This window comes from Phenylobacterium sp., from assembly GCF_041920015.1.
Classification (GTDB): domain Bacteria; phylum Pseudomonadota; class Alphaproteobacteria; order Caulobacterales; family Caulobacteraceae; genus Phenylobacterium.
This window is the reverse complement of the sequence record NZ_JAYRST010000078.1, coordinates 1-14,705: the sequence shown is the minus strand read 5'-3', so window position 1 is coordinate 14,705 and position 14,705 is coordinate 1. Positions and strand designations below refer to the sequence as shown.

General features: G+C 68.7%; 16 protein-coding genes and 1 riboswitch. Of the genes, 14 read left to right on the top strand and 2 right to left on the bottom strand.

Annotation, left to right across the window (positions count from 1 at the left end; genetic code table 11):
• The 6 genes from ACE3TL_RS13930 to ACE3TL_RS13905 form a co-directional block, all read left to right on the top strand.
• Nucleotides 1-305: hypothetical protein (locus tag ACE3TL_RS13930; protein WP_374579283.1), on the top strand; the 305-nt coding region annotated here is incomplete at its 5' end.
• A 40-nt stretch (nucleotides 306-345) separates the two neighbouring features.
• On the top strand, nucleotides 346-1,494 hold the full coding sequence (locus ACE3TL_RS13925; RefSeq protein ID WP_374579282.1) for a right-handed parallel beta-helix repeat-containing protein: 1,149 nt from the start codon (nucleotides 346-348) through the stop codon (nucleotides 1,492-1,494).
• Nucleotides 1,495-1,517: 23 nt separating this feature from the next.
• The gene (locus ACE3TL_RS13920; protein WP_374579281.1) at nucleotides 1,518-1,868 is read left to right on the top strand and encodes a hypothetical protein; all 351 of its coding nucleotides are present in this window, start codon (nucleotides 1,518-1,520) and stop codon (nucleotides 1,866-1,868) included.
• On the top strand, nucleotides 1,865-2,266 hold the full coding sequence (locus ACE3TL_RS13915; RefSeq protein ID WP_374579280.1) for a hypothetical protein: 402 nt from the start codon (nucleotides 1,865-1,867) through the stop codon (nucleotides 2,264-2,266). Before ACE3TL_RS13920 ends, ACE3TL_RS13915 begins: the two co-directional genes overlap by 4 nt.
• The gene (locus ACE3TL_RS13910) at nucleotides 2,263-2,829 is read left to right on the top strand and encodes a glycoside hydrolase family protein (protein ID WP_374579279.1); all 567 of its coding nucleotides are present in this window, start codon (nucleotides 2,263-2,265) and stop codon (nucleotides 2,827-2,829) included. Before ACE3TL_RS13915 ends, ACE3TL_RS13910 begins: the two co-directional genes overlap by 4 nt.
• Nucleotides 2,826-3,194: a hypothetical protein gene (locus tag ACE3TL_RS13905; protein WP_374579278.1), complete on the top strand. Its 369-nt coding sequence runs from the start codon at nucleotides 2,826-2,828 to the stop codon at nucleotides 3,192-3,194. The genes ACE3TL_RS13910 and ACE3TL_RS13905 overlap by 4 nt, the downstream gene beginning before the upstream one ends.
• A gap of 760 nt (nucleotides 3,195-3,954) precedes the next feature.
• Here the strand turns inward: ACE3TL_RS13905 and ACE3TL_RS13900 are convergent.
• Entirely contained in the window at nucleotides 3,955-4,215 is a 261-nt protein-coding gene (locus tag ACE3TL_RS13900) for a hypothetical protein (RefSeq protein WP_374579277.1), read from the bottom strand.
• A 557-nt stretch (nucleotides 4,216-4,772) separates the two neighbouring features.
• Here ACE3TL_RS13900 and ACE3TL_RS13895 point away from each other — a divergent pair.
• From ACE3TL_RS13895 to ACE3TL_RS13870, 6 genes are all read left to right on the top strand, one after another.
• Nucleotides 4,773-5,543 carry a TIM barrel protein gene (locus tag ACE3TL_RS13895; RefSeq protein WP_374579276.1) on the top strand — a complete coding sequence of 257 codons (771 nt, stop codon included), beginning with the start codon at nucleotides 4,773-4,775 and terminating at the stop codon, nucleotides 5,541-5,543.
• A gap of 8 nt (nucleotides 5,544-5,551) precedes the next feature.
• Nucleotides 5,552-7,231, top strand: a complete 1,680-nt coding sequence (locus tag ACE3TL_RS13890) for a GMC oxidoreductase (protein ID WP_374579275.1) — start codon at nucleotides 5,552-5,554, stop codon at nucleotides 7,229-7,231.
• A 371-nt stretch (nucleotides 7,232-7,602) separates the two neighbouring features.
• Nucleotides 7,603-8,808, top strand: a complete 1,206-nt coding sequence (locus ACE3TL_RS13885; protein ID WP_374579274.1) for a serine hydrolase domain-containing protein — start codon at nucleotides 7,603-7,605, stop codon at nucleotides 8,806-8,808.
• Nucleotides 8,805-9,485, top strand: a complete 681-nt coding sequence (locus ACE3TL_RS13880) for a TetR/AcrR family transcriptional regulator (protein ID WP_374579273.1) — start codon at nucleotides 8,805-8,807, stop codon at nucleotides 9,483-9,485. Before ACE3TL_RS13885 ends, ACE3TL_RS13880 begins: the two co-directional genes overlap by 4 nt.
• A gap of 26 nt (nucleotides 9,486-9,511) precedes the next feature.
• Complete coding sequence (locus ACE3TL_RS13875; RefSeq protein ID WP_374579272.1) at nucleotides 9,512-10,741, top strand: serine hydrolase domain-containing protein; 1,230 nt, start codon at nucleotides 9,512-9,514, stop codon at nucleotides 10,739-10,741.
• 19 nt (nucleotides 10,742-10,760) lie between these two features.
• Nucleotides 10,761-11,387: an FMN-binding negative transcriptional regulator gene (locus tag ACE3TL_RS13870; protein WP_374579271.1), complete on the top strand. Its 627-nt coding sequence runs from the start codon at nucleotides 10,761-10,763 to the stop codon at nucleotides 11,385-11,387.
• Here ACE3TL_RS13870 and cobU read toward each other — a convergent pair.
• Nucleotides 11,384-11,893: a bifunctional adenosylcobinamide kinase/adenosylcobinamide-phosphate guanylyltransferase gene (gene cobU / locus ACE3TL_RS13865; protein WP_374579270.1), complete on the bottom strand. Its 510-nt coding sequence runs from the start codon at nucleotides 11,891-11,893 to the stop codon at nucleotides 11,384-11,386. The genes ACE3TL_RS13870 and cobU overlap by 4 nt on opposite strands.
• Nucleotides 11,894-11,920: 27 nt before the next feature.
• A riboswitch (cobalamin riboswitch) is annotated at nucleotides 11,921-12,109 on the top strand.
• A gap of 107 nt (nucleotides 12,110-12,216) precedes the next feature.
• Between cobU and ACE3TL_RS13860 the strand changes: the two genes are divergently transcribed.
• Entirely contained in the window at nucleotides 12,217-14,142 is a 1,926-nt protein-coding gene (locus ACE3TL_RS13860) for a TonB-dependent receptor plug domain-containing protein (RefSeq protein WP_374579269.1), read from the top strand.
• The coding region (locus ACE3TL_RS13855) for an aminotransferase class I/II-fold pyridoxal phosphate-dependent enzyme (RefSeq protein ID WP_374579268.1) at nucleotides 14,129-14,705 on the top strand (577 nt) is incomplete at its 3' end. The genes ACE3TL_RS13860 and ACE3TL_RS13855, both read left to right, overlap by 14 nt.

Genomic DNA, 14,705 nt, shown 5'->3' with positions numbered 1-14,705 from the left:
AGTACGCCTCGATCGATCCTGTCGGAGGCACACAGGCGCAGGCCTATCCGGGCGTCGGGACCTCGATTGGGACCAGCCAGCTCGTCCCGCAGATGCCGGCTGCGGCCTTCACGAACTACCAAGGCACGACAGTCTCGGCCGGCCCGACCTATACGGCCGGCGGCGCGCCGCCCGGGACCTACTCCTTCACGCCGGGCGTCGTTCCAGTGGCCGGCCGGGTCGATCGATCGGTGCTGTCGCATGACTTCGCCGGCGCGCCCCGGCCGGCCGAAGGCGCCACGGTTGGCGCTTACGAAGCCCCATGACGCACCCCCTTCAGCGATCCCTGCAAGCCGAGGCATGAGCATGAGCCAAGCCCTGACATCCACGCTGGCGATGGCCAGCTACGCCCTTCTCGATGACCAGCCGTCCAGCAATTCGGTGATGATCGGGTTCCCCGATCATGCGAGCGCCGAGCGTGCGCTCGCCGCCATCCTCGCCAATCGCCAGGCGCCGCTCGAGCCGCCTGAGCCGCGCTACGATGCGGCCTCGGCCGCCGAGCTGTTGGCCGCGCTGAAGGCGGCGCGGGGCGGAGAGGCGCTGCGGCTGGCGCCAGGGACCTACTCCGCGGTGCTGATCAAGGGACTGCGGTTCAGCGGGCCGGTCAGGATCGAGGGCGAGCGCGCGATCCTGACCGGCCTCGACGTGCGCGACAGCGAGGGCCTGGCCTTCACTGGCTTGACCTTCGCCGCTTCGGCTGGAGGTCTGCCCAATCCGTTCATCGTCATGAGGTCCAAGGGCGTTCGCTTCTCGCAGATCGACGTGAAAGGCCCCGACGACGCCGCGCCGCTTTCCGGCGTCGGCGGGCTGACCCTGCGCGAGAGCGCTGAGGTGTCCGTCAGCGGGTCGGTCTTTCATGGCCTGCAGCACGGGCTGTCGATCCTCGATTGCACGGGCGTCCTGGTCGCCGGGAACCGTTTTCATCACCTGCAGACCGATGGGGTGCGCGGCGGCGGCGTCTCGGGCCTGGCCGTCACCGCAAACCGCTTCTCGGACTTCTTCCCGGCGCAGGGCGACCATCCCGACGCCGTCCAGCTCTGGACGACGAACACCATGGCCTCGGCGCAAGGCATCATCATTGCCGACAATGTGATCGTCAGGGGCGAAGGGGCGGCGGTCCAGGGCGTCTTCCTGCGGGACCAGGTGAAGACGCTGCCCTATCGGGATGTGTCGATCGCCCGCAACCTGATCCTGGGCGGCCTCTACAACGGGCTGATGATCGAGGGCGGCGACGGCGTGGTCATCGAGGGCAACGTCGTGGCGGGGTTCCCAGATCAGAAGTCGTGGGTCCGCATGGAGCGGGTGACGAACCTGACCATGACCGGCAACCAGGCCCAGCAGTACCTGCTGGAGAGCAAGGCCCTGAAGGAGCCGCCGGTCGGGAACGAGATCATTGCGTCCGTGAGCGATGGCGGCGCGGCGTTGCTGGCGGCGCACAACTCGTCGGGGGTGTGATGGCCGAGGGCGGGGAACCCCAAGTGATGATGCCGACCGGCATGTCGGAGGCCTGGCAGCAGGCGCAGGTCCTGGCGATGCGCCAGCTCGGCGAGTTGGTCGCGGCCCAGACCAAGCGCCTCGACAGCCAGACCGAGTTGATGATGGACATGCGCGACCGGCTGATCCGGCTCGAGGCGCAAGAGGTCCACAAGGACGTCGAGGCCTTGAGGGGGGAACTCAAGGCGGCCCAGGCCCGCATCAGCTTGTTGGAGAGCCAGCGCGATCGCGTCCAGGGCGTCGCGGCCTTCACGACCTGGCTCGGCAAGAACGCCCCGTGGTTCCTGGCCATGTTCGCCGCGATCTGGGCGGGGCGGGAGACGTTGCAGAAATGACCGATGCCGCCAAGCAACCAGAGGGCCGGGTCGCCCGCGTCTGGCATGCCCTCATCGACGCCGCGCCCATCAAAATCTGGGCGCAGATCGGCGCTGGCGTGGCCTTGACCCTGGTTTTCGTGGGCTTCGGCCTGGTGATCTGGCTTGGCCCCTGGGCTCCCGAGCGCCAGGCCCAGCAACTCCAATGGCTGGGCTGGGGGATGGTCAGCGCGGCGTTCCTGATCCTCGTGGCGCTGACTGCGATCACTGGACTGTCGGTCAATGTACGCGGCGGCCGTGATGGGCTGGTCGCCAGCATCGACCAGGACGAGGCGACGCCGCTCGCGGTGCGGACGGTCACCGAGACGACGATCGAGCCAGCGCAGGCGCCTGAACGCAGCCTGGAGGACCCAGCATGAGCCGAGAGGCGCTCACAGCCATCAAGGCGGATGCTCTCTCCGCCAGGGCCAACCTCGACAACCTGATCGCTCGGATCGACACCGAGCTAAGGGGCGTCGACCTCACCCTCGACATCGACCCGCAGCTTATCGCAGACCTCAAGCGGGACGAGGGCCTTCGCCTCGACGCCTATCCAGACCCGATCTCGAAGGGGCCACCCTGGACGATCGGATATGGCCACACCGGACCAGATGTCCGTCCAGGCCTGACGTGGACGCTGGAACAGGCGGAAGCGGCGTTGATCAGGGACATCCGGGATCATAACGCTCAGCTCGCCGCAGCCCTGCCATGGGTCGCGAACCTCGATCCCGCCCGGCGTCGCGTCCTGCAGAACATGGCCTTCAATCTGGGCGTCGGGGTGGCCGGCGGAACGAAGGGCCTGCTCGGCTTTAAGAACACGCTCGGGATGATCCAGCGCGGCGAGTATGCCGCCGCCGCTGACGGCATGCTCAAGAGCCTCTGGGCCAAGCAGGTCGGCCAGCGCGCAGTTCGCCTCTCCAACACCATGAGGACCGGGAAATGATCCAATGGATGGCCGCGCGCAGCGTCGCGCAGACCTGGTGGCCGGCACTGGTCGGCGCCGCGGTCATCGCCGGGCCGGTCTTCCTGCTGGGCCATTGTTCCGGCGTCCAGGCCCAGAAGGACCGCGACGTCGCCGCCAGCGTCTCGACCGTCAAGCGCGTCGGCCAGGCCAATACGGCCGCCGCCGGCGAGCGCGCCGAAGACGCCCACCGCATCATGTCAGCCCAAGAGGAACAGTCCCGTGCGATCCAGTCCGCGCCTGATGAGAAGCCTGGCCCTGGCCGGCTGCGCCGCGCTTGCGTGCAGTTGCGCCAGCAGGGAACCGCAGCTCACCGCCTACCCGCCGAGTGCCGACCTGAAGGTTGAGGCCAAGCCGGTCCTGGCGCTCGAGGCGCTGGCCAGCGACAACGCCCTGGCCGAGTACGACGCGGCGGTCGAGGCCTGGGGCGAGCGGGGCTGGGCCGCGGTGGCGCGGATCTGCCGCTGGGCCGCGGCGAACGGTGCGCCGTTACCCTTCAAGTGCCCTCCGCCGGATACGTGAGCCCGTTGCAGCTCCCGCCGATCATTTTGCCGACGTTGGCGAAGTGATCTGGCCCGGCGGCCAGCGGCCGACCGCAACCTGTAAGCATTTCTTACAACTTGGCCCGCTCCCTTCACCGGGGGCGGGCCTTTTTGCGTTTGGGACATGTCAAAAACCGGCGGATTTCTTTCCACGTCCCGCCGACGTGTAAAGCTGGCGTGTACGTGAACCGAAAAGGACTCTAGTTTCAGACCGTTAGCGCGGCACCGATAACCGGTTGAGAAGTCTTGACTTTTGCGCCATTGCACCTAGGCTTCGCGGGCGGTCCTTGCTTGGTGATAAGCGCCCCAGGGCGCTTCGATGGATAGCCAAGATCGCCGATATGGCGGATCGCGACTTTCCTTCTATATCCAGACCTCCACATGCCCGACCTCAGCGCAGGCGCTGCACCGGAGCCGCCGTCTTATGGCGTAGGGCGTGGCATCCGGGCCGAAAACCGTGAGGGCCTCGGCCTGGCTGAACGATCCCTCGTGGCCGCAGCGGCATCTGACGTGCAGCCGGTCGTGGTAGCGCATGGATTTGTCGAGGGTTTCGGCGCGGCCCATTTCAGCGCGGCCCGTAGAGCACTTCTGACCAACCAGCGTCGGAGCTCTCGACCTGGCGCAACACTTTCCAGGTCATCCAGACGGGACCGCGGACGCGCTCAAGCATGAACCACGCCTCTTCGCCGTCGAAGTCGGGGACAGCCTCGCGCGGCAAAAACTCCGGACGACGAGCATCCATGATCTGAAAGTGTAATGTCCCGCTGCCGTCCTTCTCCATCATGCGGACGCGGCGCAGGAGCGCGACCCTCTTGCGGCCCTTCATCGTGCCGGACGGGGCTGGGTGAAAACGACTCGGCCGCCTTCGCCGACGTAGCCGACGATAGGGACGAGGCGGGCGGGCTTCGGGCGCTGGGGGAGGCGAATGACGTTGTCGACCTTCATGCGTCAAATGTGAACGAATTTAGAACATTGAAGTCAAGTGCGTCGTGGCGGCGAACGCCGTTCGCGCTCAGCGCAGTTGGGAAAATCCGCTTAACCCATTGAAACGACTGGAGCGGATTTTGGCGTAGTTGGGAGCCAAGCCCTTGAGCTACTGACTTTCCCCATAGCTTCCCAAGCTGAATGTCGTGGGTTCGAATCCCATCGCCCGCTCCAATCTTTCAAATGCTCATCATCCTTGCCGGCGACGGCGGACCCTTGGTCGGAAGGTCTCGGCGTTCTCTCGGGTCTTGTAATGTAATCGATTGTATGGACACTGGCGTCCAAGATGCGATGGCTGACCGGGAACCGCCGGAGCGACAGCCGCAGGGCGGAAACGATGGCCAAGATGAAGACCAGGAGCGGGGACGCCGCCGGTCGCTTCGGAAGAGGCGCCTGGTGATGCGGCAGAGCTTCGCCTGGTGGTCGTTCACGGCGGGTCGGGAGGTCGAGCCGGCCGCGTTTCTGCAGCAGGCGGCGGCGGCCGGCGTGCAGGGTGTCGAGATGCTGCCGCACGCCCATTGGCCGCTCGCGCGCGACCTCGGGCTCGAAATCGTCACGGTGACCGGCCACAAGCTGCAGGAGGGGTTCAACGATCCCTCGCGCCATGCGGCGCTTCAGAGCGAGGTGCGGCGCAGGATCGACGAGGCCGCCCAGGGCGGCGCGCAGGCCGTGATCGTGTTCGCCGGCGACCGCTTCGGAGACGGGGACGACGCGCGCGCCATCGCCGCCTGCGTGGAGGGCTTGAGGCCGCTGGCCGCGCACGCCGCCGCCGCCGGCGTGCGGCTGCTCATGGAACTGCTCAACAGCAAGGTCGATCACCCCGGCCAGCAGTGCGACCGGACGGCCTTCGGCGCCGAAGTCGTGCGCGGGGTCGGCTCCCCGGCCCTGAAATTGCTCTACGACGGCTACCATATGCAGTTGATGGAGGGCGACCTCAGCCGCACCATCAAGGCGAACTTCGACCTCATCGGCCATGTCCATACGGCCGGCGCGCCTGGCCGGCGCGACCTGGATGACCGGCAGGAGATCAACTGGCGCGCCATCGCCGGCCTGCTCCGCCACCTTGGCTACGACCAGTGGGTCGGCCACGAATTCATTCCGCGCGGCGAGCCGATCGCCGCGCTCAGACAGGCCGTTGCGCTGTTCGATGCGCACCAAGGCGAGGCGTGAAGGTGACCATGCAGTTCGACGCGATCGTAGTGGGGTCGGGCATCAGCGGCGGCTGGGTCGCCAAGGAGCTGTGCGAGCGCGGCCTGAAAGTGCTGATGCTGGAGCGTGGGCCGCATATCGAGCATGGCCCCGACTACAGCCACGAGACCGCCGGGCGCCTGCGGCCGCAGGATGATCAGGTCCCGTTGGAAGAGCGGCGATTGCACTACCCGTACTACGAGGGCGTCAGCTACGCCCTGTTCAATTCGAACAAGAAGTTCTGGGCCAGCGACCACGACTATCCGTACGAAACCGTGCCCGGAAAGCCCTATCGCTGGATCCGCGGCTATCACCTCGGCGGCCGCTCGCTCACCTGGGCGCGCCAGTCCTATCGCTGGGCGCCCGACGACTTCGAGTCCAACCTGAAGGACGGGCACGGGGTCGACTGGCCGATCCGCTACGAGGACCTGGAGCCCTGGTACGACCACGTCGAGGCCTTCGCGGGGGTGAGCGGCGGCTACGACGAGGTTCCGCAACTGCCCGACGGCGACTTCCTGCCGCCGTTCCCGTTCAACTGCGTCGAGGAAGAGGCCAAGGCGCGGATCGAAGCGGCCTTCCCCACCCGCCGGTTCATCATGGGCCGCACCGCCAATCTGAGCCGGGTCGCCAAGCCGCAGATGGACCTGGGCCGCAAGCGCTGCGAAGGCTATGTGCGCTGTCATCACGGCTGCCCGCTCGGCGCCTATTTCTCGTCGCTCGCGGCGACGCTGCCGGCGGCCCAGGCGACCGGCAACCTGACGGTGCTCACCGACACCATCGTCGAAAGCGTGACCTACGATCCGGTCCGCAACCGCGCCACCGGCGTGCGGGCGATCAACCGCCTGACCAAGCAGGGCGTGACCTACGAGGCGCGGCTGGTGTTCCTGAACGCCTCGGCGATCAACACCGCGGCCCTGCTGTTGAACTCGCGGTCCGACGCCTTCCCCCGGGGCCTCGCCAACGGCAGCGACCAGGTCGGCCGCAACCTGATGGACCACGTCAGTTGCAAGCAGGTGTTCGGGACCTATCCCGGCTTCGACGACCAGCCCTACCAGGCCGACCGGCCCACAGGCATCTACATTCCGCGCTATTCGAACGTCACCGAGGACAAGGACTATCTGCGCGGCTTCGGCATGCAGGGCGGCGCGCGGCGCATGCGGCGGCCGGGCGGGGAACTCGACGAGTCGGGCCGCCCGAAGCGCGTCTGGGTGATGTCCCTCGGGCCGTTCGGCGAGGTGCTGCCGAACCCGAACAACCGCGTCACCCTGACCACTTCGCGGGTCGACTCCTGGGGCATTCCGCTGCCGGTCATCGACGCCGAGCATGGCCCGAACGAGCGGGTGATGATGCGCGAGGCCGCACGCGACGCGGCCGCCATGCTCGCCGCCGCCGGCTGCGTCGACATCACGCCCTGGGAGGAGGCCGGCGCCTATCTGACGCCGCCGGGCGACCGCATCCACGAGATGGGCACCGCCCGCATGGGCCGCGATCCGGCGACCTCGGTCTTCAACGGCTGGGGCCAGGCGCATGAGGTGCCCAACCTGTTCGCCTCCGACGGCGCGGTCATGACCTCCAGCGCCTCGATGAACCCCTCGCTCACCTACATGGCGCTCTCGGCCCGCACCGCCAATCACGCGGCCGACCTGCTGGAACAGGGCGCGTTTTCGTAAGGGGCTGTCGCATGTGGGTGTCATCCCGGTTTCGGCGCAGCCGAAGACCGGGACCCATGCGCGCCTGATCTCGAAATTAGAGTCCCGCGAGGCGCGCCTGCGCCATCCGGTGTTCATGGATCCCGGACATGCGCTGCGCGCTTTCCGGGACGACACACGTGGGCGCCGCGATGGCTGCCTGTCCGCACCGCGTACGATTGTCCAGTCCAAGCGGGGCTCGATCCCCGAACGCCATGATCGACTCTTAGAGTTGCGGGGTGACTTAGGAAATCCGAATATGAATTCAGATTCGACAATCCAGCTCGACCGTGTGTAGGTTCGCCTCAAGAAACCGAACTTGAATTCAAGTTCAATCAAGGGGAGGCGTGGTCATGCGTTGGATACTGGGTTTGGCGTCGGCGCTGGTGATGGCTGCGCCGGCCGGGGCGGCCGATGTCGGGTCGCGGGCGACATGGCTGTCGCCCCAGCACAATGCGGCCGCCTTCCAGGGCATGGAGGAGCTGTTCCCCTCCCGGCGGGTGCAGGCCTCGCCGCAGGTCCTGCCGCTCCACGTCGCGGCCCGGCCCATCGCCCCGACCTACCGGTTCGAGGGCCGCACGCTCGGCCTCGACGACTTCATCGCCCGCAACCATGTGAGCGGCCTGCTGGTGCTCAAGGGCCAAGACATCCTGCTGGAGCGCTACGCTCTCGGCGCCGATCCCGACACGCGTTTCGTCTCGTTCTCGATGGGCAAGTCGGTGGTCTCGACCCTGGTCGGCCTGGCCCTGGCCGAGGGCAAGATCGCCAGCCTTTCTGACCCGGTGGCTAAATACCTGCCGGAGGTGAAGGGCGGCGCCTATGAGAGCGCCTCCATCGAGGACGTGCTCAACATGTCCTCGGGCACCAGCTTCCAGGAGGCCTATGCCGAGCCCGATTCCGGCATCGCCCGGTTCATCGGCGTATTCTCGGCCAATCAGGGCGGCCTCTACGACTTCGCGCGGCAGATCCCCTCGGCCCGTCCGCCGGGCCAGCTCTTCAACTACGCCAGCGCCGACACCGAGGTGCTGGGCATGCTGGTCCGGCGGGCCGTCGGCGAGCCGCTGGCCGACTATCTGTCACGCAAGGTGTGGGCTCCGATGGGGGCCGAGGCCGACGCGCGCTGGATGCTCGACGGCCCCGGCGCGGCGGGGCAGGAGGTCGCGGCCGGCGGCGTGCTGGCGCGGCTGCGCGACTATGGGCGCTTTGGCCTGCTGTTCGCCCGCGCCGGCGAGCTGGACGGCCGGCGGATCGTGCCCGCCGACTGGTCGGCCGACGCTGTCCGGCCGCACCGGCCGAACCTGGCGCCCGGCAAGCTGGGCGGCCGTTCGCAACTGGGCTATGGCTATCAGTGGTGGCTGGCGCCTGACCGGCCCGGCCGGGAGGGGCTGTTCATGGCGATCGGAATCCACGGGCAGTACATCCTGGTCGATCGCAAGCGGGACCTGGTCGTCGTGAAGACCGCCGCTTGGCCGACCGCCAGCAACCCGGCCCTGGCCGAGGAGACCTTCGCCTTCTTCGACGGCGTCATCGACGCGGTGGACCGCGAGGCGGCGCGTTGAAGACGGCCGCGGCCTCCGGCGACGACGCCCTGGCGCTGCGCAACCCCCCACTGCAGCGCCGGGCGCATGAGCGCATGGCCGCCATTCTGGAGGCGGCCCACGCGGTTCTTCGCAGGGATGGGGCCGAGGCGACGACCGCCACGGCCATCGCTCATGAGGCCGGCGTCGCGGTCGGGTCCTTCTATCACTACTTCCCCAACAAGGAGGCGGCGTTCCTCGCCCTCTACGAAGGCAAGCTCGCCGAGCTGCGGGCCTTCGCGGCCTCCACGCCGCTTGCGGCGGGCGGCGACCGGCGCGAGGCGCTGCGGGCCTGGGTGATCGCGCTGAAGGAGGAGGAGCTGAGGATCGGCTTCGACTTCGCGCTCTTCGATGCGGTCCATCACTATGGCCGGCTGGCCTCCATCGGCGCCCGCCATGCGGAGGCGATGGCGTTGGCGACGGCCGCGCGGGCTCGCCAACTCGGCTCGACCTGGTCGGACGCGGCCCTGTTCGACATCTGCCTCAGCGCCTTCTTCATGAACGGCAGTTCGTGGCTCTACTGGCGCGCTTCGGGCGGCTACGCGCCGCGGGCCATCACCCGCCTCGCCGACGCGGTCGCCGCGGTTCTGGAGCCGGCCCTGGACGGCTCGCCCGAGCCGCCTGGCCCGCATCTGGCGCCGCAGGGAGACGGAGCGTGAGCGTTCGAACAACAGGGGAGGAAGACATGCGGCGACTGGAGCCGGCGCGTCCACAGGACGTAGGACTTTCCGTCGAGGGGCTGGAGCGCGTGGATGCGGCCGTCCAGGCCTGTGTCGACCAGGGCGTCCTGGCCGGCGCCGTCACCCTGGTCGCCCGCGGCGGGCGGCTGGTGCGCCAGACGGCCATGGGCCTGAAGGACATCGAGAGCGGCCAGCCGCTGGCGCCCGACAGCATCTTCCGGGTGTTCTCGATGACCAAGCCGGTCACCGCCAGCGCCATGATGATCCTGCACGACCAGGGGCTCTGGGACCTGGACGATCCGGTCTCCCGGCATCTGCCCGAGTTCGCCGATCTGCGCGTCTTCGTCGAGCGCCGGCCCGATGGCGAGATCGTCACCGCTCCGGCCGAACGCGGTCCCACCATGCGCGAGCTCATGACCCACACCGCCGGCCTCGGCTATGGCCTGCAGCCCGGCGCGCCGGTCGACGACCTCTATCGCCAGGCCAGGGTCTGGAAGTCGGCGAACCTCGCCGAACTCAGCGCTCGCGTCGCCAGCCTGCCGCTGGCCTATCAGCCCGGCGCAAGCTGGGCCTACAGCATCGGTATGGACATCCAGGGGGCGATCATCGAGCGCCTCAGCGGCCAATCCCTGCCCGACTTCATGCGCGAGAAGATCTTCGGCCCGCTGGGCATGGTCGACACCGACTTCCATACCCCGCCGGAAAAGAGCCATCGGCTGGCGACGCTCTATCTCGACGAGGGCGCGGGAACCCTGAAGCCGATCGCCAATCCCTTGAAACGCGACGACAGCGCGCCTCCCGCCCTGGCCTCGGGCGGCGGGGGCCTGGTCTCGACCGCCGGCGACTACGCCCGCTACGCCCAGATGCTGCTCAACGAGGGCGAGTGGGACGGCCGCCGTATCCTGAGCCCGCAGGCCGTCAGGCTGCAGATGACCAACCACCTGCCCGACTGGATGATGCAAAAGGGCTTCCTGATCGGACAGCAGCGCATTCGTCCGGGCTTCGGGATCGGGCTGAACGGCGTGGTGTTCACCGACCCGGCCGCCGCCGGCGTGCCGGTGGGCCGCGGGACCTATCACTGGGACGGCGCGGCCGGCACCTGGTTCTGGGTCGATCCCGAGAACGACCTGCTGTTCGTCGGCATGATCCAGTTGATGTCGCAGAGCGCGCCGCCGCTCCAGGCCCGAACCCAGACCCTGATGGCGGACGCCATCGTCGGTCCGGCCGGCGTCTGACGCACCAAGGAGACGCCGCATGAACGGCCCCTCGCTCTTCGTCCCGCCGATCTACGCCGCAGAGCGTCCCGCCGAGATCGTCGAGCAGCATCCTTTCGCCCTGCTGGTCACCGCGGGCGCGGGCGGCGTCCACGCCACCTCCACCCCGATCTTCTTCGCACGCGACGACGACCAGGGCCGGCTGGTCGGCCACATGGCGCGGCGCAATCCGCACGCCGCGGCCCTGGAGGACGGGCAACAGGCGCTCGCGGTCTTCTGGGGGCCGCACGCCTATGTCTCCTCGCGCTGGTACGTCGAAAAGCCCGAGGTTCCGACCTGGAACTACGTCCAGGCGCATGTGCGCGGGCGGCTGACCCCCATCGACGATCCCGAGGGGCAACTGGCGGTGCTGCGGCGCAGCGCCGAGATTCTCGAGCGCAAAGGCGAGCCGCCCTGGACGCTGGAGACCGCGCGAGAGCGGGTCGACTTCCTGCTGCCCTACATCCGCTCCTTCGCCATCGACATCGAGCAGATCGAGGGCGTGACCAAGCTCAGCCAGACCCATCCGCCCGCCGACCGCACGCGCGTCCACGACGCCCTGCTGGCCGAGGGCGAGGCCGGCGGCGTGGAGATCGCCAATCTGATGCGGGCTTTCGGCCTCGCCTAACCCTTCAGCACCAGCGGCAGGCCCGCCGACACCAGCACAACGCGGTCGGCCGCCGCCGCCATGGCCTGGTTCATCCAGCCGGCTTCGTCGCGGAACCGCCGGGCCAGGGCGTTGTCTGGCACGATCCCCTGGCCGACCTCGTTGGTGACGACGACGATCCCGGCCGGGCTGGCGGCCAGGGCCTGCGCCGTCTCGGCGACGGCGGCGGCGACGTCCAGGTCGCCCAGCATCAGGTTGCTCAGCCACAGGGTCAGGCAGTCGACCACCGCCGCCTCGCCGGCCTCCAGCCGCCGCACGGCGTCGGCCAGGTCCAGCGGCGCCTCCACCGTCGCCCACGCTTCGCCCCGCTCGGCCCGGTGACGGGCGATCCGCTGCGCCATCTCCTCGTCCAGCGCCTGCGCCGTCGCGATCATCACACGGCGGGCGGCGCCCGGCGCCAGCGCCTGCTCCAGGGCATATCGCGTCTTGCCCGAGCGCGCGCCGCCGATCACCAGGGTGAAGCTCATCTGTTGACGCTCCGCTTGCGGCGGCCTAGTCCAGGCCACGCATCAGGTTCCCCGCAAGGGGAATAATAGGGAACTCAGGTGGAAGACCTGGGCTGCCCCCGCAACTGTAAGCGGCGAGCCCGCGCGTCATAGGCCACTGGACGAAAGTCTGGGAAGGCGGCGCGCACCGGCTGTGACCCGTGAGCCAGGAGACCTGCCTGACGCGGTCGTCCTTCGCGTGCTCGGTGGGAGCCTGCGGACGGGGAGTTCTCCCGAGAGACGACGTTCGTCGGACCTGAGCGCCCGCCCAGGTTCAAGTCGTCACGCGTCAAGGGGATCGCCCTATGAAGACCGTTCTATTGTCCACCACCGCCGCGCTTTGCGGCCTGTCCACCGCCGCCCTGGCCCAGACGGCCAGTCCGGCCGCCGTCGCTAGCGTCAGCGAGCTGGTCGTCACCGCCAACCGCTCGCCCCAGGCCGCCGATCGGGTCGGCCAGTCGATCAGCGTCGTCACCGAAAAGGATATCAAGGCCGCCCAGGCGACCGACGTCTCCACCCTGCTGGCCACGACGCCCGGCGTCTCCTTCTCGCGCAACGGCGGGGTCGGCGGCTCGACCTCGCTGCGCATCCGGGGCGCGGAGACCGACCAGACGGTGGTCATCATCGACGGCGTGAAGCTCAACGATCCGTCCTCGACCGGGGGCGGCTACAATTTCTCCAACCTGCTGGCCGGCGACATCGCGCGCATCGAGATTCTGCGCGGCGCCCAGTCGACCCTGTGGGGCAGCCAGGCGATCGGCGGCGTCGTCAACATCGTCACCGCCCAGGCCGAATCTCCCTTCGAGGGCGAGCTGTCGGCCGAAGGCGGTTCGATGGGCACGAGCTATTTCCGCGCCGGCGTCGGCGGCAGGACCGAGCGCCTGACCTGGCGCCTGGCCGCCGGCCGTTACGAAACCGACGGCGTCTCGTCCTATCGCCTGGGCCAGGAAAAGGACGGCTATGAGAACACCGGCGTCAGCGGCCGGGCGCTGCTGGCGGTGACCGAAGCGCTGTCGTTCGACGTCCGCGGCGTCTATTCCAAGGGTCGCAACGACTTCGACGGCTTCCTGACCGACAGCCGCGACTATGGCGAGACCGAAGAGTTCGTCGGCTATGTCGGCGTCAATCTCGACCTGTTCGACGGCGCGCTGAAGAACCGCCTCGCCTACGGCTACACCCGCACCGACCGCCAGAACTTCAACCCCGACCAGGCGATCACCACGACCACCTTCGACGCCCGCGGCGAGAACAAGCGCTGGGAATACCAAGGCGTGTGGGCGATCAGCGACGCCTGGACCGCGACCTTCGGCGGCGAGATCGAAGACTCCAAGATGCGCACGGTTTCGCCCAGCGCCTTCAACCCGAACCCGCCCGTCGCCCGCGCCAAGGCCGGCCTCGACGGCCTCTACGCCCAGGTCCAGGGCGAGGTGGTCCCCGGCCTGACCCTGACCGCCGGCCTGCGCCGCGACAGCCATGACACCTTCGGCGACAAGACCCTCGGCCAGCTCGCCGCGGCCTGGTCGCTGAACGACGGGAACACCATCCTGCGCGCCAGCTTCGGCCAGGGCTTCAAGGCCCCCAGCCTCTATCAGCTCTATTCCGAGTACGGGAACACCACGCTGGAGGCCGAGGAGGCCGACGCCTGGGACTTCGGCGTCGAGCAGCGGCTGATGGATCGTTTCGTCCTGCGCGCCACCTGGTTCCAGCGCGAGACGACGAACCAGATCGACTACGTCTCCTGCAGCTCCGCGGCCGATCCGATGTGCGTGGTCGTCGGCGGCGCCATCCGCTGGGGCTATTACGACAACACCGCCCGCACCAAGGCCAAGGGCGTCGAGCTGGAAGGTTCGGCCGACCTCGGCCCGCTGCAGGTGGCGGCCAACTACACCTGGACGGACGCGCAGAACGACGTGGCTGGCAGCGCCAACCGCGGCAAGGCCCTGGCCCGCCGGCCCGAGCATCAGGCCAATATCCAGGCGACCTACACCTGGGAGAACGGCGCCAGCTTCGGCGGGGCGATCCGTTATGTGGGCAAGAGCTTCGACAACGCGGCCAACACCACGACGCTCCAGCCCTACACCCTGCTCGACCTGCGCGCCGCCTATCCGGTGAACGAGACCTTCGAGCTCTACGGCCGCGTCGAAAACGCCTTCGACGACGACTACGAGACCACCCGGAACTACGGCTCGCCGGGCCGTGGGCTCTATGCCGGCGTCCGTGCGAAGTTCTGATCCCGCGCTGGCGGAGTTTCTCCGCCACGGCGGTCGGCTGGCTGCGGCCCGGGCGGCGTTTCCAAACGCGTCCGAGCCGTGGATCGACCTGTCGACCGGGATCAATCCGCATTCCTATCCAGCACGGCGGGTCAGTCCCGCCGCGCTGCGACGCCTGCCCGATCCGGCCGAGACGGCGGCGCTGGAAGCCGCGGCCGCGCAGGCCTTCGGCGTACCGGCCGAGTGGGTCGCCGCCACGCCGGGGACCGAGGCGGCCCTGCGCGCCTTGCCGCGGGTGTTGGGCGCGCGGTCGGTCGCCATCGCTGCGCCGACCTATGGCGGCCATGCCGAAGCCTGGCGCCTGGCCGGCGCCAAGGTCGCCTGCGTTCCGCGCGAGCGCCTCGCCGCGGCGGCGACCGAGGCCCTGGTGCTGGTCAACCCGAACAACCCGGATGGCGCGGTGGGCGCGATCCCCGACCCTGACGGCCGCTGGCTGATCGTCGACGAAGCCTTCGTCGAAACTGCGCCCGAGCGCAGTATGACCCGTTCAAATCCTCCCCCACTGGGGGAGGTGGCTCGGCGCG